Source organism: Sediminicola luteus (assembly GCF_002514735.1).
Lineage (GTDB): Bacteria > Bacteroidota > Bacteroidia > Flavobacteriales > Flavobacteriaceae > HQA918.
This window is the reverse complement of record NZ_NBWU01000004.1, coordinates 514,116-534,639: the sequence shown is the minus strand read 5'-3', so window position 1 is coordinate 534,639 and position 20,524 is coordinate 514,116. Positions and strand designations below refer to the sequence as shown.

19 protein-coding genes are annotated in these 20,524 nt (G+C 45.5%); 15 read left to right on the top strand and 4 right to left on the bottom strand.

The window, feature by feature from the left end; all coding sequences use genetic code 11:
• The first annotated feature begins 5 nt into the window (after positions 1 to 5).
• Both B7P33_RS14660 and B7P33_RS14655 read left to right on the top strand, forming a co-directional pair.
• Complete coding sequence (locus tag B7P33_RS14660) at positions 6 to 680, top strand: SGNH/GDSL hydrolase family protein (protein WP_097442754.1); 675 nt, start codon at positions 6 to 8, stop codon at positions 678 to 680.
• Positions 681 to 839: 159 nt separating this feature from the next.
• Positions 840 to 1,436 (top strand): hypothetical protein, encoded by a 597-nt coding sequence (locus B7P33_RS14655; RefSeq protein WP_097442753.1) that lies wholly within the window; start codon positions 840 to 842, stop codon positions 1,434 to 1,436.
• Between the two features lie 38 nt (positions 1,437 to 1,474).
• Here B7P33_RS14655 and B7P33_RS14650 read toward each other — a convergent pair whose 3' ends face one another.
• Positions 1,475 to 1,924, bottom strand: coding sequence for a hypothetical protein (locus B7P33_RS14650; RefSeq protein WP_097442752.1), 450 nt, complete (start codon positions 1,922 to 1,924; stop codon positions 1,475 to 1,477).
• A gap of 250 nt (positions 1,925 to 2,174) precedes the next feature.
• On the opposite strand from B7P33_RS14650, the gene B7P33_RS14645 reads away from it, so the two are divergent.
• From B7P33_RS14645 to B7P33_RS14625, 5 genes are read left to right on the top strand one after another with little or no spacing between them, the layout of a single operon-like run.
• Positions 2,175 to 3,278, top strand: a complete 1,104-nt coding sequence (locus B7P33_RS14645) for a DUF2891 domain-containing protein (protein ID WP_097442751.1) — start codon at positions 2,175 to 2,177, stop codon at positions 3,276 to 3,278.
• A gap of 1 nt (position 3,279) precedes the next feature.
• Positions 3,280 to 4,482 (top strand): Nramp family divalent metal transporter, encoded by a 1,203-nt coding sequence (locus tag B7P33_RS14640; RefSeq protein WP_097442750.1) that lies wholly within the window; start codon positions 3,280 to 3,282, stop codon positions 4,480 to 4,482.
• Positions 4,473 to 5,216, top strand: coding sequence for a 5-oxoprolinase subunit PxpA (gene pxpA, locus B7P33_RS14635; RefSeq protein WP_097442749.1), 744 nt, complete (start codon positions 4,473 to 4,475; stop codon positions 5,214 to 5,216). The genes B7P33_RS14640 and pxpA overlap by 10 nt, the downstream gene beginning before the upstream one ends.
• Positions 5,216 to 5,950, top strand: coding sequence for a 5-oxoprolinase subunit PxpB (gene pxpB / locus B7P33_RS14630; RefSeq protein ID WP_097442748.1), 735 nt, complete (start codon positions 5,216 to 5,218; stop codon positions 5,948 to 5,950). Before pxpA ends, pxpB begins: the two co-directional genes overlap by 1 nt.
• Positions 5,938 to 6,777, top strand: coding sequence for a 5-oxoprolinase subunit C family protein (locus B7P33_RS14625; protein ID WP_097442747.1), 840 nt, complete (start codon positions 5,938 to 5,940; stop codon positions 6,775 to 6,777). Before pxpB ends, B7P33_RS14625 begins: the two co-directional genes overlap by 13 nt.
• 18 nt (positions 6,778 to 6,795) lie before the next feature.
• Here the strand turns inward: B7P33_RS14625 and B7P33_RS14620 are convergent, their stop codons facing one another.
• The gene (locus B7P33_RS14620) at positions 6,796 to 8,175 is read right to left on the bottom strand and encodes an aldehyde dehydrogenase (RefSeq protein ID WP_097443027.1); all 1,380 of its coding nucleotides are present in this window, start codon (positions 8,173 to 8,175) and stop codon (positions 6,796 to 6,798) included.
• 458 nt (positions 8,176 to 8,633) lie between these two features.
• Here B7P33_RS14620 and ilvD point away from each other — a divergent pair, with 458 nt between their 5' ends.
• Genes ilvD through ilvA form a run of 5 tightly spaced genes read left to right on the top strand, consistent with a single transcriptional unit; the run spans position 8,634 to position 15,413 of the window.
• Positions 8,634 to 10,310: a dihydroxy-acid dehydratase gene (gene ilvD / locus B7P33_RS14610; RefSeq protein ID WP_097442745.1), complete on the top strand. Its 1,677-nt coding sequence runs from the start codon at positions 8,634 to 8,636 to the stop codon at positions 10,308 to 10,310.
• Between the two features lie 17 nt (positions 10,311 to 10,327).
• On the top strand, positions 10,328 to 12,061 hold the full coding sequence (gene ilvB, locus B7P33_RS14605; protein WP_097442744.1) for a biosynthetic-type acetolactate synthase large subunit: 1,734 nt from the start codon (positions 10,328 to 10,330) through the stop codon (positions 12,059 to 12,061).
• A 50-nt stretch (positions 12,062 to 12,111) separates the two neighbouring features.
• Entirely contained in the window at positions 12,112 to 12,636 is a 525-nt protein-coding gene (gene ilvN, locus B7P33_RS14600; protein WP_097442743.1) for an acetolactate synthase small subunit, read from the top strand.
• A 27-nt stretch (positions 12,637 to 12,663) separates the two neighbouring features.
• Complete coding sequence (gene ilvC / locus B7P33_RS14595) at positions 12,664 to 14,139, top strand: ketol-acid reductoisomerase (RefSeq protein WP_097442742.1); 1,476 nt, start codon at positions 12,664 to 12,666, stop codon at positions 14,137 to 14,139.
• Positions 14,140 to 14,147: 8 nt separating this feature from the next.
• Positions 14,148 to 15,413: a threonine ammonia-lyase IlvA gene (gene ilvA, locus B7P33_RS14590; RefSeq protein ID WP_097442741.1), complete on the top strand. Its 1,266-nt coding sequence runs from the start codon at positions 14,148 to 14,150 to the stop codon at positions 15,411 to 15,413.
• 377 nt (positions 15,414 to 15,790) lie between these two features.
• On the opposite strand, the gene B7P33_RS14580 is transcribed toward ilvA, so the two are convergent.
• Positions 15,791 to 17,260 carry a M20 family peptidase gene (locus B7P33_RS14580; RefSeq protein ID WP_097442740.1) on the bottom strand — a complete coding sequence of 490 codons (1,470 nt, stop codon included), beginning with the start codon at positions 17,258 to 17,260 and terminating at the stop codon, positions 15,791 to 15,793.
• Between the two features lie 272 nt (positions 17,261 to 17,532).
• Between B7P33_RS14580 and B7P33_RS14575 the strand changes: the two genes are divergently transcribed.
• The gene (locus tag B7P33_RS14575; protein WP_097443025.1) at positions 17,533 to 19,125 is read left to right on the top strand and encodes an NADP-dependent glyceraldehyde-3-phosphate dehydrogenase; all 1,593 of its coding nucleotides are present in this window, start codon (positions 17,533 to 17,535) and stop codon (positions 19,123 to 19,125) included.
• Between the two features lie 122 nt (positions 19,126 to 19,247).
• On the opposite strand, the gene B7P33_RS14570 is transcribed toward B7P33_RS14575, so the two are convergent.
• Positions 19,248 to 19,451: a PLDc N-terminal domain-containing protein gene (locus tag B7P33_RS14570; protein ID WP_097442739.1), complete on the bottom strand. Its 204-nt coding sequence runs from the start codon at positions 19,449 to 19,451 to the stop codon at positions 19,248 to 19,250.
• Between the two features lie 82 nt (positions 19,452 to 19,533).
• Here B7P33_RS14570 and B7P33_RS14565 point away from each other — a divergent pair, with 82 nt between their 5' ends.
• Both B7P33_RS14565 and B7P33_RS14560 read left to right on the top strand, forming a co-directional pair.
• Entirely contained in the window at positions 19,534 to 20,109 is a 576-nt protein-coding gene (locus B7P33_RS14565; protein WP_097442738.1) for an ATP:cob(I)alamin adenosyltransferase, read from the top strand.
• A 120-nt stretch (positions 20,110 to 20,229) separates the two neighbouring features.
• Positions 20,230 to 20,457: a hypothetical protein gene (locus B7P33_RS14560; RefSeq protein WP_097442737.1), complete on the top strand. Its 228-nt coding sequence runs from the start codon at positions 20,230 to 20,232 to the stop codon at positions 20,455 to 20,457.
• Positions 20,458 to 20,524: the final 67 nt, after the last annotated feature.

Here is a 20,524-nt window from a genome sequence, read left to right as displayed (position 1 = left end):
CATCCATGAAAATATTCGGTTTCTTTTCAGCATTGTTGTTCGGTAGTATGGTCCAGGGGCAAGACTGGCCCAATCTAAACCGCTTTAAAGAAGCCAATGATCAATTGTTATTGATGCCCATACCAAAGGATAGGGTGGTGTTTATGGGTAACTCCATAACAGAAGGTTGGGGTAATCTCGATCCCGATTTTTTTAAAGGTAAGCCCTATGTAAACCGGGGTATTAGTGGGCAGACCACGCCACAGATGTTGCTGCGATTTCGGCAAGATGTTGTTGCCTTAAAACCTGCTGTTGTGGTGATTTTGGCGGGTACCAACGATATCGCTGGGAATACGGGGCCAATGAGCCTGACCATGATTATGGATAACTTAAAATCCATGACCGAAATGGCCTTGGCCAATGATATCAAGGTTTTGATTTGTTCTGTTTTACCCGCTTATGAATACAAATGGCGACCTAAGATTAAGCCTGCCCAACAGATCGTAGATTTAAATACCATGATTAGGGGCTATGCTGAAGAAAAAGGCATTGGTTATGTCGATTATTTCACGGCCTTAGTAGACGATAGATTGGGTTTGCCTGCCAAATATTCCCCTGATGAAGTACATCCGAACCAAGCAGGTTATCGGGTTATGGCCCCAATCATAGAAACGGCCATCGCTGCACAACTGGCTAGGTAGTTCGTCGGATCTCCCTTATATTTAGTCGGGTTGCCAAAGGTTTTGGTCAAGGGCTAATTTTGCATTTTATCGATAGCTAGTCTCATTTGACCTTTATTTTGGGTGTAAAAATTGGTTTTTATGACCCTAGGCTTACCTTCGTTTTAAACACTATCGTATATGAAGCATTTTATATTGGCTATTTGCCTGTTGGTCAGCCTCGCACAAGTGCAGGCCCAGCGTGAGAAAAAAATCGATGGTTTTATCATGGAACTGAAAAAGGTAAAGGTGAATCCTAAACCTTTGCAGGCTGTAAGCTATAACTTACATGCCTCAGACAGTTTTAAAAAAGTAATGGTGAGGCTCCGGGTAAAATCATTGACCGAAAAACCGGAAACCTTTGATCCGAATAAGTTTTTTGCCGTTGATGAGGTTGCCAAAAAACGTATTCGCCCTTCCGATGCCCGCTATAACCATATTCTTCACGAATACCTGTCCTTTGGTTTTTTAGCCCCTAGCGAGGTAGAAAACCCTATGGTGGGTTACGACCCTTCTATTAAGGATACTTTTTCGGATTATTTTATGGAGGGTTATACCGATGTTGAGCATAAAGTAAATGTGGGTAGCCTGGACGAACCCGAAAAATCTATCATTTACTTTAAGACACAACCGGTAAAATCCAATTTAATCGATGTGTACTTTGTAGTGAAAAAACAAGTAGGTCAACTTAAGTTCTACTATGGCGATACCGTATTGTTAGATGCCAAGATCAAATAATCTCGTCAAAGTAGATTAATAGGAGCTTTGGACGTAGCTTAATGCCCTATGGCCTTAATGTTCTTTTTAAGTCCTGCCACGATATCCATAATATTCTTAATGGTATCCTCCAGATAACAGCGCACCAGAATATGGGGTATACGCAGGGTGGTAAACCCATTTTTAAAGGAATTGGAAGCATCTTCCAAGTCACGCATGGCTTGTTCGTGGGTTATGGTCCTATAATCGGTATCAATTTCAATATTCAGCTTTACTCGGGAAAGGGCAATATCTACATGCCTTTTTCCGTCGTACCATTCTAGCATGGGGTTCAAGCCTTCCCGTTTTAGGCCATAATACAATTGTATGGCCTCCATAGGGGTGTTGTTGTGCTCTTTAAGCTTTTGCAAGCGATTTTGATGCCTATTGCATAGGGCGACACCATAGCTGTGAACCGATACCTCTTGTTCTTCCCGGCTAAGGGACTTCTTACATTCTATACACGTCATTCGTATCGTTAAGTCTTAATAAGATTTGGGATAAGTATAACCTCGCCTGTTTAGGATTATTATGTGTAAGCCTTCGATTTTCCTAAGTTTTAGACGAACTGCATACCGTTTGTCGAAATCTGTAGTTTTTATCCTACATGTAGTTTTTCCTCGGTCAGAAATCGACTTCAATTTTTAGGTGGGTTACCAGAAAAATAATCCTAAGAACTTAAAAAAGGAAGCTTATCTTTAGGCGCAATAACTCCGAGATATGATAAAGAGATTTGGCTTTTTGTTTTGTGTACTTTTATTTTTAGCCTGTAACGATACTCCCAAAGATCAAAATGCTGTAGTATCTGAACAACAACCAACCAAACCCGAATTGGATTTGGCCCAGGCCCAACGATTGGCAAGCTTACCTTTGCATTGTCTTCAAGAAGAGTATCCGAACAAACTAAACCAGGTCTTAAACGATTCTACCCATCTGGCGTCGCCAAAGACATTACATCCCAGTTTTTATGGATGTTTCGACTGGCATTCGTCGGTACATGGCCATTGGTCTTTGGTGTTTTTATTAAAGAAATTCCCAGAATTGGAAAATGCGGCACTGATTAGGCAAAAATTGGCCGAGAATATGTCGGCAGAGCATATAAATGCCGAAGTGGCCTATTTTAAAATGAAGGGCAATGCCTCTTACGAACGTACCTATGGCTGGGCCTGGGTGCTTAAATTGGCAGAGGAACTGCATACTTGGAACGATCCTTTGGCCAAGGAGCTCGAAGCCAACCTACAACCCTTAACCGATTATATGGTGCAGGCCTATATCGAATTCCTGCCTCGTTTGGGGTATCCGATCCGGGTAGGGGAGCATACCAATACGGCATTCGGACTCTCTATGGCCGTGGACTACGCTAAGACGGTCGGTAATGAGGGTCTTTTAACGGCTATCAAAGAAACCGTGGACCGTTTTTATAAGAACGATGTCGCTTGTCCCTTAGGTTGGGAACCCTCTGGTTTCGATTTTCTTTCACCTTGTTTAGAGGAGGCCAATTTGGTACGGAAAGTTTATGGGCAAGATGAATTCAAAGCGTGGCTTCATAAATTCCTACCCCAATTAACACAGGCTGATTTTAGTCTGGAACCTGGAAAAGTGGCCGACCGTACCGATGGCAAACTGGTACACTTAGATGGACTGAACTTTAGTAGGGCCTGGTGTTTGTACGGTATTTCGGAAACCTTACCCGAAATGGGACACTTAAACGATTTGGCCCATGAACATATCAATTATTCCCTCCCCAAAATCGTAGATGGCAATTATGGCGGTACCCATTGGTTGGGAACCTTTGCCCTGTACGCTCTAAACGCCCAAAATTAAAATGGGCTGGTTTAAGAATATTGGTCCTGGGGTCTTGGTAGCGGCCGCGTTTATTGGGCCGGGTACTGTGGCCACCTGTACCATGGCCGGAGTCGGCTTCGGTTATGCCTTGTTATGGGCCTTGCTGCTGTCGGTAATCGCTACTATCGTTTTGCAAGAAATGGCGGCCCGTTTGGGAATAGTAACCCAAAAAGGCTTGGCCGAAGTAATCAAGGGAAGTATACCCTCCAAAGGTTTACGGGTTTTGGCCCTGGCTATTATCTTGGGAGCTATAGTTATCGGGAATGCCGCTTATGAAGGGGGTAATATCGGTGGGGCTACCTTGGGCATGCAGGCCTTGTTCGGAACTGCCTACCAAGGGCTGTACCCCTGGTTGATAGGGGCCATAGCCTTTGTATTCCTGTTTTTGGGCAATTATAAAGTATTGGAACGTACGCTGGTGACACTGGTGTTGCTCATGAGCCTTTCCTTTATTATTACTGCAATCATGACGGGCCCCGAACTCCTCCCGCTATTAAAAGGCATGTTCGTACCAAGTCTGCCGGATGCGAAAGCTATTTTTACGGTAGTAGCACTGGTTGGGACTACCGTGGTACCTTACAATCTGTTTTTACATGCCTCACTGGTCAAGGAAAAGTGGAAATCGCCAACCGACCTAAAATGGGCCAGAAAAGATACGGTTGTTTCCGTACTACTTGGGGGCTTGGTTTCCATGGCTATAGTGGTTGCGGCGGCCAAAGTACAAAGCGATGGGGTAAATGGCATACTAGATTTGGCCAAGGCCTTGGAACCCTTATATGGTAAAAGTGCGGTATACCTCATGGGCATTGGCTTGTTCGCAGCGGGTATTACCTCGGCCATTACGGCACCCCTTGCCGCGGCCTATGTGGCCAATAGTTGTTTTGGTTGGCAGGCCCACCTTAAGGATATACGGTTTAGGGCCGTGTGGTTCTTGGTATTGATCTTGGGTATTAGTTCACTTACTTTAGGTATTAAACCTTTGGAAATAATCACCTTTGCCCAAATAACCAATGGGGTGTTGTTGCCTTTTGTGGCTGTTTTCCTGCTATGGGCAGCCAATAAAGAATCGGTGATGGGGAAAGCCAAAAATAGAGCTTGGCATAATATCCTTGGGTTACTCATAATCGTCATTGTGTTGTTGTTAGGTATAAAAGGTATAGCCAAAGCCCTGGGATGGATGTAATACGAATCGATATCAATGGCGACGTGGCCGAAGGTATAGGGAACGAAAAAGCCTTGTTTCCCTATATTTCTTCCTGTAATATTTGTTGTGGTGCCCATGCCGGAAGCGTGGAAGAGATGACACGAATTATCCGCTTAGCCCACGTACATCAGCTTAAGATCGGGGCGCATCCGGGCTATCCGGATAGGGTGAATTTTGGTAGAAAACGTCCTGAAAATAGTTCGGTTTCCACTCTTATGGCCAGTATTGAGAGCCAATTACGGGACTTTCAGAAGGCCATTGTGCAAGAAGGGGCCCATTGGCATCATATTAAACCCCATGGGGCGCTATACAACGATTTGGCTTTCGATACCGAATTGATGCATGCCTTTCTAAAATTGGTGGCGCGGTATAAAGAAGATGTTGCGCTTTATGTGCTTTCGGGTTCTCCCTTTGCTAAATTGGCCAAAGAGAAAGGATTTAAGGTGGTTTCCGAGGTTTTTGCCGATCGCAATTATACCGATGATTTAACCTTGTGCCCACGTTCCCATCCCGATGCCTTGATCCGGGATCCGGAAAAAGTTTTCGCGCATATCGTTCCCATGGCCAAGGAGGGGCTGGTACGTACCCTGAACGGGCAGCTAAAAGCCCTTAGTGCCGATACCTTTTGTGTACATGGCGATACTCCAGAGGCGGTCGCTATTATAAAATATTTGAAAGACCACTTGGCTAACCATAATATCACCCTTGCTTAATGTCCGATCAATTACTGAAAATTAGCCCGTACGGAGAAAGGGCCATACTGATCACTTGGCCCGATACGGTCTCGGAGTCTATCCTCAAGGAAATCATTCTTTTAAAAAATGCCTTAAAACAGGAGGAAGAGTTCCTAAATGCTGAGATGATCGGTTCTTATAATTCGCTTTGTTTGGTTTTTTCCGACACCTTGGATTTTGAAAATATGCGTCAACGTATTCTCGAGATGCATGTTGCCTTGGATTTTAACCAACCTTTTGAACGGAAGCTTTGGTCGCTTCCGGTATGTTACGATGCCCGCTTTGGGGTAGATTTGGAAGCAGTGGCCAAAAGCCTGAGATTATCGGTAGATCAGGTAATCTATAAGCATGCCCATGCAAAGTACACCGTCTATGGCCTAGGTTTTTTACCGGGATTTCTTTATTTGGGCGGATTATCGCGCAACCTTTGGCTGCCACGGCGCGAACAACCCCGTTTAAAGGTGGTGGAAGGTTCGGTGGCCATAGCCGATAGGCAAACAGGAATCTATCCGCAAGATTCGCCAGGCGGATGGCATATATTGGGTAATTGCCCCATTCCCTTGTTCAATGTGCGTAAACGGGATCCCATGCCTATAAAACCTGGGGATCAAGTGACTTTTGAGGCGGTTGATCTAGAGCTATACCGCAGCATTTACAAAAGATACCGTAAAGGCTATTATAAACTAAAAAGCGAGCTGGTATGTTGGAAGTAATTCATCCTGGACTGTATACCAGTCTGCAAGATATGGGGCGTTATGGTTTTCGCGAAATTGGGGTTCCTGTATCTGGGGCCATGGATCAATTGTCTTTGGGCTTGTTGAACAAGATTATTGGCAATACGCCCAAAATGGCCGCTATGGAAATGACCTTACTCGGACCAAAACTTCGTTTTCAGGCCACCACCCGAATTATTATCGGTGGGGCGCCCATTCAGGCCGAACTGGAGGGTAGGCCCGTGCCTATGGGCCAATTGACCCGGGTACGAATGGGAGAAGAGTTGCATTTTGGGTCGGTGCAACAAGGCTGCCGCTCCTATTTGCTGGTCAAAGGCGGTTTTCAGGTGAAAAAAGTGCTAAAAAGCAGCTCACAATACTTTCCGCTTACTGATAAAGGGTTTTTGCGTAAACGCATGACGGTGGGTTACAAAACCTTCGATAGGGAAATACCGATGAAAACGGCCTATTCCTTGTCTCATTTGGAGGAATCGATTTTAGAGGTGTACAGGGGACCGGAATTCGAGTTATTGGCCTCCAAAGATTTAGAGCGCCTGTTTTTTAGACCCTTTCATTTGGCCAAGGAACAAGACCGAATGGGAATCCAATTGCAAGAACCCTTGACTACCCATGACCATTCCCTACTAACCTCGGCGGTTTTACCAGGTACGGTACAATACACCCCTTCCGGAAAATTGATCGTACTTATGCGCGATGGCCAAACTACCGGAGGCTATCCAAGAGTACTACAGCTATCAGAAAGGGCCATATCGGTTTTGGCCCAGAAAAGGGTGGGGGATAGCATCCGTTTAAAATTACTACGTTGATCCTGTATATAAAAGGCCTTAAAACAGTTTTTTAAAGGTCTTGGCGAGCTTAAAATATTTGTCGTAAGGGGCATAGCGCATGGGCAAATCCATCCAATTGGCACGTTTTACCATGGCTTTGTGGTGCGAAAAGACCTCAAAGGTCTTTTTACCATGGTAGCTGCCAATACCACTGGCACCCACACCCCCGAAAGGCATACGTTTGTTGGTGATTTGGGCTATGGTATCGTTAATGGTACCACCCCCAAAACTATGGCGTGCAATGAATTTTTTGGCGAAACCGGAACGTTTGGTAAAGACATAGGCTGCCAAAGGCTTTTCGTAGCGTTCAATAAACTTTTCGATGTCCGTTTCGTCCGAATAGGTGTAAATGGGTAAAATGGGCCCAAATATTTCCCCGGCCATGACTTTACTGTCAAGGGCCGGACTCTCTAAAAGGGTTGGGGCTATATAACGTTCAGTATCATCGGTTTGGCCACCAAACAAAATGGTTTCCCCTTCGAGCATGGCTTTTAGGCGTTGGTAGTGGTTTTCGCCCGCCATACGACAAAAGTCGGGTGAAGATTGTACCTCGGAGCCATAGGATTTCTCAATGTATTTGGCCATCCCCTTTACCAAATCGTTTTTAACACTGGGGTGGGCCAAAATATAATCGGGGGCAATACAGGTTTGACCGCCGTTTAAGAATTTACCCCAAACCAGACGTTTGGCAGTTAAATCCATAGGAGCGGTCTCATCTACCACACAAGGATTTTTACCCCCTAATTCCAAGGTTACCGGGGTTAAATGCTTAGCGGCCGCTTGGTATACGATCTTACCAACTTGGGTGCTTCCGGTAAAGAAGATATAATCCCAACGTTCGGCCAAAAGGGCCTGGGATTCAGGTATGCCACCTTCCACGACGGCCACATATTCTGGGGCAAAAACGGCTTCAACAATCTTTCGGATTATGGCCGAGGTATGCGGGGTCACCTCAGAGGGCTTCAATACAACCGTATTCCCTGCGGCTACCGCACCGATCAAAGGTAAAAGCGCCAATTGAAAGGGGTAGTTCCAAGGAGCCATCACCAATACATTTCCGTAGGGCTCATAATGGATAAAATCGCTAGAGGGAAAATTAACCATAGTGGCCCTGACCTTTTTAGGCCTGGCCCATCCTTTAATATTTTTAATGGTGGCCCTTAGCTCGGCCAAAACCAGTTGGGTCTCGGTAGCCAAGGTTTCGAAAAAGGGTTTTTTAAAGTCGGCATGAATGGCTTCGCAAACCGCATCTTCTTGTGCCAATATTTCTTTTTCCAAACGCTTCAGCGCTTCCTTTCTGTAGTTTACATCCTTGGTAATCTGACTTTTAAAAAAAGCCTGTTGAGTAAACAGGATGTTCGGTATGTTTTGGTCCATTCCCAAATTTACATATTTTTCGTGTGTTCTTTTGGTCACATCGAATATAATTTCTAACATTGACCCATGAAATTTTTACAGAACATCGTCATTCTAGTCATTATTGTCCCACTCGGGGGATGATACAGACTGCTATGCCTTGTTCAAAAGCCTGTATCGTTCAAAAATGATACAGGCTTTTTTTATTGGTCCCTTTTGGAACTGGGAACTAACATGGTTTTTTATGGTTTTCATTGACCAAAATGCCATGCCCCATTCTTTAAAGAGATTCTATGGAAATGATATGGATATGGTATAAAATAAACTGTTATTGTGTTGAAAAACAATAGGTTGAATGTGTTATTCGGATTTTGGACTTATTAAAGTGAACCTTGTTAAAATGATGCACTTATAGGAACATATATCTTTGAATCTTGAAATAATTGTAACGAAACGTAAAGAACACTCGAAATATACTAATGGAGCTTAATAAGTTTAGTAAGAACGTAACCCAAGACCCAACCCAACCGGCCGCACAGGCCATGTTACACGCTATAGGATTGACCGACGAAGATTTGGCCAAACCGCTTATCGGTATTGGTAGTACCGGATATGAAGGTAACCCTTGTAATATGCACCTGAACGATTTGGCGCAGCATGTTAAGGAAGGTGTCAATGCTACCGACTTGGTGGGCTTGGTCTTTAATACCATTGGGGTTAGCGACGGTATTTCTATGGGTACTTATGGTATGCGTTATTCGCTGCCTTCACGCGATATTATCGCCGACTCTATGGAGACCGTGGTGCAGGCCATGAATTACGATGGTTTGGTAACCGTGGTAGGTTGCGATAAGAATATGCCCGGGGCCCTTATGGCCATGATCCGCCTGAATCGTCCGTCTGTTTTGGTCTACGGGGGTACCATTGCCTCTGGTTGTCATAACAACAAGAAACTTGATATCGTTTCGGCCTTTGAAGCTTGGGGCGAAAAAGTGGCCGGTACCATAGATGAGAAAGAATACAAAAGTGTCATTTCGAAAGCATGCCCAGGTGCTGGGGCCTGTGGTGGTATGTATACCGCCAATACTATGGCCTCTGCCATTGAAGCCTTGGGTATGGCCTTACCTTATAATTCATCTAACCCTGCTGTGGGCGGGGGTAAAAAAGAAGGTTGTATCGCTGCCGGTAAAGCCTTGCGTTACCTGTTGGAGAACGATATCAAGCCTTCTGACATAATTAGCCGAAAATCTTTGGAGAATGCCATTCGTTTGGTAACGGTTATGGGCGGGTCTACCAATGCGGTATTGCATTTCTTGGCCATTGCCCGTGCTGCCGATGTTGAATTTACTTTGGACGACTTCCAAAAGATAAGTGATACCACTCCTTTCTTGGCCGATCTTAAGCCTAGTGGACGTTTCTTGATGGAAGATGTACACCGTATCGGGGGTATACCTGCCGTGCTGAAGTTTATGTTGGACGAAGGTATGTTGCATGGCGATTGTTTGACCGTAACCGGAAAAACCTTGGCCGAAAACTTGGCCGATGTCCCTGGTTTTCCTGAAGGACAAGAGGTGGTAAGACCTGTAAGCAATCCGATCAAAAAGACCGGACACTTACGTATTCTATACGGTAACCTCGCCAAAGACGGGGCCGTTGCCAAGATTACCGGTAAAGAAGGACTCAGTTTTAAAGGACCTGCCAAAGTATTCGATAGCGAATTTGAGGCCAATGACGGTATCAAGAACGGAGCGGTTCAAAAAGGAAACGTCGTTGTCATTCGATACGAAGGGCCAAAAGGCGGACCGGGAATGCCAGAAATGCTAAAACCAACCGCAGCTATTATGGGTGCTGGTCTGGGTAAAGATGTCGCTTTGATTACCGATGGTCGTTTTTCTGGGGGTAGCCACGGTTTTGTGGTGGGCCATGTTTCGCCCGAAGCCCAAGATGGCGGGGTAATCGCCTTGCTGCAAGATGGTGATATGATTGAAATTGATGCTGTTTCCAATAAAATATCAGTGGAGTTGAGCGAAGCTGAATTGGAAGCCAGAAAGGCCCAGTGGGAAGCCCCGGCCTTAAAAGTGAAAAAAGGAAGTTTATACAAATACGCAAAAACCGTTTCATCGGCCTCCAAAGGTTGTGTAACGGACGAGCTGTAATTAAAAATAGTTGGAGTATGGAGACCGCACACGCCACTAAGAAGCAGACCCAAGAAAAGAAAACGATACGTATAAGCGGGGCAGAGGCCATTATTCATTGTCTATTGGCCGAAGGGGTCGATGTTTTGTATGGTTACCCTGGTGGGGCCATTATGCCGGTTTATGACGAGTTATATAAGTTTCAAGATAAATTACATCATGTGCTTACCCGCCACGAGCAGGGGGCTACCCACGCCGCCCAAGGTTATGCCAGGGTTACGGGTAAGGTTGGTGTGGCCATGGCCACATCGGGCCCAGGGGCCACGAATCTGGTTACCGGTATCGCCGATGCCCAGATCGATTCTACCCCAATGGTGTGTATTACCGGTCAGGTAGCCCGACACCTATTAGGCTCCGATGCCTTTCAAGAAACCGATATCGTGGGTATCTCTACCCCGGTTACCAAATGGAACTACCAAATAACCCGGGCCGAAGAGATTCCGGAAATCATGGCTAAGGCCTTTTATATTGCCCGTTCGGGCAGACCGGGTCCGGTTTTGATCGATATCACCAAAAACGCCCAGTTCGACGAGCTCGATTTCGTTTATGAGCCTTGTACCCGGATCCGTAGTTACCAGCCAGTGCATACCCCCGAAGTTTCGGCTTTGGAGCAGGCCGCTGCCTTGATTAATAGCGCTAAAAAACCTTTTATCGTTTTTGGTCACGGGGTTATTATCGGACAGGCCGAGGCCCAGTTGAAGGCTTTGGTAGAAAAAGCCAACATTCCGGCCGCATGGACACTCTTGGGCCTTTCGGCCATGGATACCGAACACCCTATGAATGTAGGTATGGTAGGTATGCACGGTAATTATGGACCAAACCTGCTTACGAATGAATGCGATGTGTTGATCGCTATCGGTATGCGCTTCGATGATCGGGTAACCGGTAATTTGGCTACCTATGCCAAACAGGCCAAGGTGGTTCATTTTGAAATCGATCCGGCCGAGATCGATAAGAACGTGAAGGCAGATGTGGGGGTTCTTGGGAACTGTAAAGATTCTTTGGAACAGATTCTACCATTGATTGAGGCCAAAGACCACTCGGCCTGGATGCAGGAGTTTAAGGCGAAATACCAAATTGAGTGGGATACCATTATCAAAAATGATATCCATCCGACCAAACCTGGTCTTACCATGGGTGAGGTTATCGAGCAGATAAACATCGCCTCGGATCAAAAGGCCGTATTCGTTACCGATGTAGGGCAGCACCAAATGATCGCTTCCCGCTATGGTAAGTTCAGGCAGAGTAAAAGTAATATCACCTCGGGTGGTTTGGGTACCATGGGCTTTGCGCTTCCGGCCGCGATCGGGGCCAAAATGGGGGCCATGGATCGCGAAGTGGTCGCTATTATGGGCGATGGCGGTTATCAAATGACCATTCAGGAATTGGGTACCATTTTCCAGACCAAGACCCCGGTAAAGATCGTGGTTTTGAACAATGATCATTTAGGTATGGTACGCCAGTGGCAAGAACTCTTCTTTGATCGCAGATACGCTTCCACGGTCATGTCGAACCCCGATTTCATCACTATTGCCAAGGGATACGGTTTAGAGACCCGTTTGGTGGAAAAACGTGAAGATCTGGCCCAGGCGGTACAGGATATGATCGATTCCAAGGAAGCCTTCTTCCTAGAGGTGAAAGTGGAAAAAGAAGATAATGTATTCCCGATGATACCTACCGGGGCATCCGTTTCCGACGTACGATTGAAATAAGAAGATAATTAAGACAAAGGCTAACGCGATTAAGCGTCATACATAGAGACATGGAAAAAAAATGGTTCACCATATCGGTTTATTCCGAGAACAATGTAGGCTTATTGAATAGGATTTCGGGAATTTTCCTGAAAAGACATATCAATATCGAAAGCCTGAACGTATCCAAATCGGAATTGGAAGGCATTTCAAAATTCACCATCGTAATCTTCTCTACCGAAGATTGGGCCCGTAAGATTGTGGCCCAAATAGAGAAGCAGGTAGAGGTATTACGTGCCTTTTATCACTTGGATTCGGATATCATCTATCAAGAATCGGCCATCTTTAAAATGGATTCCGATCTTTTGTTGGATCAAGATAAAATCGAACGGATCGTTTATGAGAACAACAGCCATATCGTATCGGTAAACCGCGACTTTTTCGTGATCGCCAAAACCGGAAGGCGCTCCGAGATCGATGCCATGTATGGCGAATTGCTGCCCATGGGTATTATGCAGTTCGTACGATCGGGCCGTATTGCGGTAACCCGTTCCAAAATGGAAATCTCACACTTACTGGAAGAAATCAATAACTAGAAATAAATTAATCAAGAACATAGAAAAATGGGGAATTATTTTAATACGCTAGCACTGCGCGAACAACTAGATCAGCTGGGAAAATGTAGGTTTATGGACGCCAGCGAGTTTGCCGATGGCGTAGATGCCCTAAAGGGTAAAAAAATCGTAATCGTTGGTTGTGGGGCCCAAGGTCTTAACCAAGGATTGAATATGCGCGATTCGGGCTTGGACATCTCTTATGCCCTTCGTGAAGGTGCCATTACCGAAAAACGCCAGTCGTTTATCAATGCCTCGGAAAACGGATTTACCGTTGATACTTACGAGAACTTGATTCCAACGGCCGATTTGGTTATCAACCTTACCCCAGATAAACAACATACCAATGTGGTGAGTACCGTAATGCCCTTGATGAAGCAAGGGGCTACCTTATCGTATTCCCATGGTTTCAATATTGTGGAAGAAGGCCTTCAGGTACGTAAAGACCTTACCGTGATTATGGTGGCTCCCAAGAGTCCGGGTTCCGAGGTACGCGAAGAGTATAAGCGAGGTTTCGGGGTGCCTACCTTAATTGCCGTTCACCCAGAGAACGATCCCGAAGGTAAAGGTTTGGCCCAGGCCAAGGCTTACGCTGCTGGTACGGGCGGTCACCGTGCCGGGGTATTGGAGTCTTCGTTCGTGGCCGAGGTAAAATCGGACCTTATGGGTGAGCAGACCATTCTTTGTGGTTTACTACAGACCGGATCTATCTTGTGTTTCGATAAAATGGTAGAAAAAGGTATCGATGCCGGTTATGCCTCTAAATTGATCCAATACGGTTGGGAGACCATTACCGAAGGACTTAAATATGGTGGTATCACCAATATGATGGACCGTTTGAGCAATCCGGCCAAAATCAAGGCTTTTGAGCTTTCCGAAGAATTAAAGACCATTATGCGTCCGTTGTTCCAAAAACATATGGACGATATCATGGTAGGGGAGTTCTCCAAAACCATGATGGAAGATTGGGCCAATGGCGATAAAAACCTATTGGATTGGCGTGCCGCGACAGGGGAGACCAATTTTGAAAAGACCCCTGCTGGCGATGTAGAAATCTCTGAGCAAGAGTATTACGACAACGGGGTGCTTATGGTAGCCATGGTACGTGCCGGGGTAGAGTTGGCTTACGAGACCATGACCGAATCCGGAATCATAGGGGAATCGGCTTATTATGAGTCTTTACACGAAACCCCACTTATCGCCAACACCATTGCCCGTAAGAAGTTGTTCGAAATGAACCGTGTGATTTCCGATACGGCCGAGTACGGTTGTTATTTGTTCGATCATGCCTGTAAGCCCTTATTGACCGATTTTATGAAAACGGTCGATACCGATGTGATCGGGAAAGCCTATGGTGCCGATAGCGACAATGGGGTAGATAATGCCAAGTTGATCGCCGTGAACAAAGCGCTACGTGAGCATGATGTTGAAGTAGTCGGTACCCGTTTACGCGAGTCTATGACTGCTATGAAACCTATTGTCTAAGATTACCCATGAAGGATACCCAGAAAATATACATACCCAGTTTGGATGCCGTAAAAGCAGCAGCCCAGACCATTGCAGAAGTGGCCGACCCCACCCCTTTGGGGCTCAGTAGGCGACTATCGCGGGAAACCGAGGCCCAGGTCTGGTTAAAGCGTGAAGACTTGCAACGGGTACGTAGTTATAAAATTCGAGGGGCCTTCAATAAAATATCCTCTTTAAACGAGGAGCAACTTTCTAAGGGTGTGGTTTGCGCCAGTGCCGGAAACCACGCCCAAGGGGTTGCCTTTGCCTGTAATCATTTACAGATCCAAGGGCAGATTTATATGCCTACCCCAACACCTAGGCAAAAGGTAGAGCAGACCCAATTATTCGGGGGCGAATTCGTAGAGGTCATCCTTATTGGCGATACCTATGACGATGCTGCAAAAGCGGCCCATGAGGCCTGTGAAAAAGAAGGGAAGACCTTTGTGCACCCCTTTAACGACCCTAAAACTATCGAAGGGCAAGGGACTATAGGCCTTGAGTTGTTGGAACAGGCCGAGACACCCATAGATTTCGTATTCGTACCTGTAGGTGGTGGCGGATTGGCAGCCGGATTATCTTCGGTATTTAAAAGCCTTTCGCCCGAAACCAAGATCATTGGGGTAGAACCTGCCGGGGCGCCCTCTATGAAAATGTCGTTGCGTAGGGGAGAAGTGGTACAATTGGGATCTATCGATAAATTTATCGATGGGGCGGCCGTGCAAAAGGTAGGGGAACTGACCCATGCCATTTGCCAACAGAATTTGCATGAAATGCTGACCGTGCCCGAGGGTAAGGTATGCCAGACCATTTTGGATCTGTACAACCGGGATGCCATTGTAGTGGAACCCGCCGGGGCCCTTACTATAGCGGCCTTGGATTATTATAAAGAACAGATCAAGGGTAAACATGTGGTGTGTATCGTTAGCGGGAGCAATAATGATATTGCCCGTATGGCTGAGATCAAAGAGCGGGCCTTATTGTACGGAAAATTGAAGCATTATTTCTTGATTCGTTTTCCGCAACGACCTGGGGCTTTACGCGAATTTTTGACCGATATCCTAGGTCCGGACGACGATATCGCCCATTTTGAATACTCTAAAAAGAACTCTAAGGAGAATGCCCCAGCCGTAGTGGGTATCGAGCTAAAACGCCCCGAGGATTTAGAACCCCTTATCCAACGTATGAAGGCCCAAAACTTCTTCGGTGCCTATTTAAACGACGAACCCGATTTGTTTCAGTATTTGATTTGATAAGGATTATTGATAGTTCTTTTGGCTAAAGAAAGTCAAGCTAGGTTATTTTTTTGGTGTAAAATGTTTTAGAACATAGGTGCAAGCCTCCATTTCCGAATTGAATGCTCGTACACTATGCTTTTCTCCTCTTTCCTAATAATAGACTTCATACTCAAGAGAGTATTTTCCTTTTTTTATGGCTAGGGCGATTTTGTTATCGTCGTCCGTTGCACCATAAAGTCCATGTAAATAGTATTGGTCCTTAGTTATACCTCTTCTATTTAATTCTTTATGAAGTTCGCTAAGGGTCATTTTTTATACTGGCATTTTCAAAATAATATATGGTCCGAATTATAGAGATTCGCAGAAAAATTCAAACATCATAATCGAACCGATTACAACCCATTACTATTCCCGATCAATTGATGGAAAAAGGCGATGGCGGTTTTGTATTCCTCTACCCCAACACGTTCATTAATACCGTGTATACGGGGTATATCGGCCTTTTTCATGGCAATGGGGTTAATACGATACACATTTTTCGATAACTCGGCAAAATGTTTGGTATCGGTACCGGCAATCAACATCATAGGGGCCACGATACGGTCTGGATATACTTGTCCAATGGTTTTCTGTATGTTTTCAAAACCGGGGGAGTCAATAGGGGAGATAGGACTGGGATTCCCCTCGAATCCGCGTGAAGCCAGATCTATATGAATGCGCTCGTCGGGGATAATCTTGCGTAATCGCTCCAATACATCTTGTTCCGTGGAGCCTGGTAGGATCCTAAAATTGGCGGTTAGCGAGGCCTGTGTAGGCAGTACATTGTCTTTTACCCCACCAGAGATAATGGTTGGGGCAATGGTGGTACGCACCATGGCATTAGATGTCGGCGCTGCCTCGAGAATACCTATGATCACCGAATTCAATAACCAGCGGTTCGCAAAAATGGTCTTGTTCGGAAAACTCATTTCCGGACCCAAAAAATCGAACATAGCCGCACTTGCCGCTGTAAGTTCGGCCGGAAAGGGGTTTTCCTTTAAGGTCTCTAGGGTTTCGGAAAGTAGTCCGATCGCCGTTTCATTGGGGGGCATACTGGAGTGACCGGCTTCGTCTAATTTAGCAGTGAATTTGATACTGGCATAACCTTTTTCGGCAATTCCGATAAGGGCCACAGGTTTATCCAAGCCTGGGAAAAATCCGGGATCCAATAGTACACCACCTTCATCGAGTACGTATTCGAATTCAATATCTTGGTTTTTAAAGTATTCGGCTACTTTTCGGGCCCCATAGGCCCCGCCTACCTCTTCATCGTGCCCAAAACTAAAGTAAAGGGTACGCTCCGGACTAAATCCGTTTTGTAAGTGTAGGGTCAGGGCTTCCATAATGGCCAAACCGTTCCCTTTATCGTCCATGGTGCCACGGCCCCAGATATAGCCGTCTTTTATTTCCCCGCCAAAAGGGTCCATTTCCCAAGCGGGTAGGGTAGCCTCCTCCACGGGAACCACATCGCTATGCGCCATTAATAGAACGGGTTTCAAATCTTTGTTTTTTCCGGGCCATTTATATACTAATGAAAATTCCCCAATAGCGGTTTTTTCCAGTAGGCTATCGGCCAACGGAAAACTCTCGGCCATAAATCGTACAAAGCCCCTATAGGCCACCGAATCGGTAATACCCGATCCCATGGAAATGGTCTTATGCCGCACCGCCTCGGCCAAACGTGACTCATAACCGGCATTGGGTTGCACTTGGGCTACTTTTTCAACGGCCAATTGTTTCGAAGTAAAGCTTAGGGTTTTAAAGGCCAGAATAGCCACTACGATCAAAATTAGGGCCAAAAGCCCCCAGAGTATTTTCTTCATAATCCAGTTTGGTTCTTACCGGGTGGTAACATGGGGTGAATGTACCAAAAAAACGGCAAAGAGGTTGTATTCATTTATGGTTTTCTAGCGATGGGAGAAGATTCTATGCTGATACGAATTCACAAAAGCACGGCTTTTTATTACAATACGAAAACCGCAAACGTTATAGTGCTAACAGCTTCATATTGAACCGATTTTGTTGGGTGTTTTTGATCTTTGATTCATTATTTTAGACGGTCTAAAAGTAAATGCGAACCCCAAAAAATTGCTCTATGAAAGCTCTTGTTAACGCTATTCCGGAAGTATATAGAATTACCGAACCTATTCATGCACGTTCCTATTTGGTACATGGCGAACTGCTGGAATGGGACGGACCTTGTAGTGAGGTGTATAGTACTATTTCAAGTACCGAAACCTATGCGCCCACCCTTTTGGGAAGTATCCCAACCATGGGGGAGGCCGAAGCCTTGGATGCCTTGGATGCCGCCTGTAAGGCCTATAACAAAGGAAAAGGGGCTTGGCCAACCATGAAGGTACAAGACCGTATTGCCTGTATGGAACGTTTTGTGGCATTAATGATCGAAAAGAGGGATGAAGTCGTAAAATTGCTGATGTGGGAAATCGGTAAATCGTTACTGGATTCGGAAAAGGAGTTCGATCGTACGGTAGACTATATCTACGATACCATTGAAGATTACAAACAATTGGATCGCGATGCGGCCAAATTTGAAAAACACGATGGGGTGTATGCCCATATCCGTAGGGGCCCTTTGGGCGTGGTACTTTGCTTGGGGCCTTATAATTATCCGCTGAACGAAACTTTCGCCTTATTGATCCCTGCCATTATTATGGGGAATACGGCCATTTTTAAACCGGCCAAGCATGGGGTGTTGTTAATGACACCCTTACTGGAAGCCTTTCAAAAGAGTTTTCCGAAGGGAGTAATCAATATTTTGTTCGGTAGGGGAAGGGCCGTGGCGGCTCCCATTATGGCCAGCGGAAGAATAGATGCCCTGGCTTTAATCGGTAATAGTAAATCGGCCAATGCCTTGCAGGCCCAGCATCCGAAAAGTAACCGCTTACGCTTGGTATTGGGCTTGGAGGCGAAGAATCCGGCTATTGTGTTGCCCGATGCCGATCTCGATTTGACGATTGACGAATGTTTGGCGGGTACCCTTTCGTTCAACGGCCAGCGATGTACGGCATTAAAAGTACTTTATGTGCATACCGATATCGTAGAAGAATTCAATCAAAAGTTTGCCGCCAAGGTCGATGCGTTAAAGTTCGGTAATCCGTGGGATGCCGGGGTAAAACTCACCCCATTACCCGAACCAGGGAAACCCGATTATATTCAAGAACTGATTGACGATGCCCATGCCAAAGGCGCCAAAAACCTGAATGCCAAAGGAGGGGAGCGGACGGAGAATTTTATTTGGCCTGCGGTACTTTTTCCGGCCACCAAAGCCATGCGGGTGTATGAAGAGGAGCAATTCGGGCCCGTTATACCAATCGTACCCTTTACGGAAATCGATGAACCGCTAGACGATATGGCGGCCAGTAACTACGGCCAACAAGTGAGTCTGTTTGGTAAAGATGTGTATACCCTGGCGCCTTTGATTGATACTTTGGCCAACTTGGTGTGTCGCGTAAACTTGAACAGCAGTTGCCAGCGCGGCCCCGATGTATACCCCTTTACCGGGCGAAAAGACTCGGCCCAGTCCACCTTAAGTGTGCACGATGCCTTACGGTCATTCTCTATCCGGACTTTCGTAGCCTCCAAGGATAATGAACTGAACAATAGCATACTGGAAAGCCTGTTGGAGACCAAAGCCTCGAACTTTATCAGTACGGATTATATACTTTAAGGCGAAAGTCGAAAGTCCATTGTGACGAATCAATCTCAATTACTCCCTCTCCCGCTGGGAGAGGGTCGGGGTGAGGGCTTTTTGTGAAGTAACCTAAAGTCCAAAGCCGATTTGAAGTGGGTTTACACCGCATCCACCCGCATGCCTTCCGGGTTGGGTAATAAAAAATACAAGAAAGATCCTATGGGGAATAACATTAAGATGATTATGGTCCATTTCAATTTATACCGTAGCGATTCTTTACGTCTATACACATGGGCCAAGCTCAGGAGATGGATGGCTACCAAAAGGATAATACCGGCCTTAAAAAAGAAATTGGAATCCATAATAAAAAGGGTCTGTTTTAAAGATACGAAAAAATGCCATTTTGGTCAAGGGCTTTGTACTTTTGATGTCTAAGCCCTAGTTATGGAACCCAAGAAAAATCGGCTTCGCCCCAAGGCCCATATCGATGAGTTATGCTATCCGTTTATTTATGAAGACTCGTTATTATGTGATTACGAAATACAGACCGACCAACTGACCCGGTTATTAGGGTGGGTATTGAGTGATTTAAGAAAACTTCAAGGCCAATATCCGAATACGGAATTATTGGAAGGCCTAGAGGAGCATTTGAACTGGATTCAGCCCTGTTGTTATCATCTTAATGGCTCATTACGGGGAAAATTGGCCCTGACCGAAGCAGATCATGGGAAGTTATTGGGGTATTATCGTGAGATGAAAATAGTCGTTAAAGACCGGATTTCGGGTTTTGTACTGCCCGGCGGACCGGCACCGGTAGGTCAATTGAACCAATGTTCGTCATTGGCCAAAAAAGCGATTCGGTTAATGGTGCGACTACATAATGACGAAGGTTTAGAAGTACCTGAAATACTTCCCAAATTCGCCAACCTACTTTGCAACTATTTTTTCGTAGCCACGTTGGTAATCAATAAGGTAACCGGTTTTGAGGAGACACCTTTTATCAGCAAGAGTTACAAATAGTATACGGGCTTGGAAAAGAGGCTATTGTAGCTCTTAAAATTTTCACAATTAGCCACTACAATTTGGAATATCAGTTTTGTCTAATTAAATTTAAATATAGTTAGACAAAAATTAAAAGTCATGGATATACTTGAAGAAGCAGCCGTTTTTGAAAAAGCTAAAATGAGCCATATGTCCACTAGCGATAGGGTAGTGGCTTCACGAGAGGCCAAACGCCTGATTTTGGCCATTAACGAAATCTACAAGAAAACGAAAGACAGCCATTTAATGGATGTTATGAAGCGCCTTACGGCCAAAAAGAAGAAAATAGAACTGCGTTTACGCGGTCGTAATCCTCTGGCAATATAAAAGATGGAGAACCAAATAGGTAAGCCAGAAAGAAGTTTGGCTGGCTTGGTGCAGTAAGGTTGGGTAA

Excerpts from the sequence above, each read along its gene's own strand:
- ilvN (WP_097442743.1), top strand. The coding sequence starts at position 12,112 with ATGGAAAAAAAATGGTTCACCATATCGGTTTATTCCGAGAACAATGTA.
- B7P33_RS14640 (WP_097442750.1), top strand. The coding sequence starts at position 3,280 with ATGGGCTGGTTTAAGAATATTGGTCCTGGGGTCTTGGTAGCGGCCGCG.
- B7P33_RS14660 (WP_097442754.1), top strand. The coding sequence starts at position 6 with ATGAAAATATTCGGTTTCTTTTCAGCATTGTTGTTCGGTAGTATGGTC.
- B7P33_RS14650 (WP_097442752.1), bottom strand. The coding sequence starts at position 1,924 with ATGACGTGTATAGAATGTAAGAAGTCCCTTAGCCGGGAAGAACAAGAG.
- ilvD (WP_097442745.1), top strand. The coding sequence starts at position 8,634 with ATGGAGCTTAATAAGTTTAGTAAGAACGTAACCCAAGACCCAACCCAA.
- B7P33_RS14645 (WP_097442751.1), top strand. The coding sequence starts at position 2,175 with ATGATAAAGAGATTTGGCTTTTTGTTTTGTGTACTTTTATTTTTAGCC.
- ilvA (WP_097442741.1), top strand. The coding sequence starts at position 14,148 with ATGAAGGATACCCAGAAAATATACATACCCAGTTTGGATGCCGTAAAA.
- B7P33_RS14570 (WP_097442739.1), bottom strand. The coding sequence starts at position 19,451 with ATGGATTCCAATTTCTTTTTTAAGGCCGGTATTATCCTTTTGGTAGCC.
- B7P33_RS14565 (WP_097442738.1), top strand. The coding sequence starts at position 19,534 with ATGGAACCCAAGAAAAATCGGCTTCGCCCCAAGGCCCATATCGATGAG.
- pxpB (WP_097442748.1), top strand. The coding sequence starts at position 5,216 with ATGTCCGATCAATTACTGAAAATTAGCCCGTACGGAGAAAGGGCCATA.
- B7P33_RS14620 (WP_097443027.1), bottom strand. The coding sequence starts at position 8,175 with ATGGACCAAAACATACCGAACATCCTGTTTACTCAACAGGCTTTTTTT.
- B7P33_RS14580 (WP_097442740.1), bottom strand. The coding sequence starts at position 17,260 with ATGAAGAAAATACTCTGGGGGCTTTTGGCCCTAATTTTGATCGTAGTG.
- pxpA (WP_097442749.1), top strand. The coding sequence starts at position 4,473 with ATGGATGTAATACGAATCGATATCAATGGCGACGTGGCCGAAGGTATA.
- ilvB (WP_097442744.1), top strand. The coding sequence starts at position 10,328 with ATGGAGACCGCACACGCCACTAAGAAGCAGACCCAAGAAAAGAAAACG.
- B7P33_RS14655 (WP_097442753.1), top strand. The coding sequence starts at position 840 with ATGAAGCATTTTATATTGGCTATTTGCCTGTTGGTCAGCCTCGCACAA.
- B7P33_RS14575 (WP_097443025.1), top strand. The coding sequence starts at position 17,533 with ATGAAAGCTCTTGTTAACGCTATTCCGGAAGTATATAGAATTACCGAA.
- B7P33_RS14560 (WP_097442737.1), top strand. The coding sequence starts at position 20,230 with ATGGATATACTTGAAGAAGCAGCCGTTTTTGAAAAAGCTAAAATGAGC.
- B7P33_RS14625 (WP_097442747.1), top strand. The coding sequence starts at position 5,938 with ATGTTGGAAGTAATTCATCCTGGACTGTATACCAGTCTGCAAGATATG.
- ilvC (WP_097442742.1), top strand. The coding sequence starts at position 12,664 with ATGGGGAATTATTTTAATACGCTAGCACTGCGCGAACAACTAGATCAG.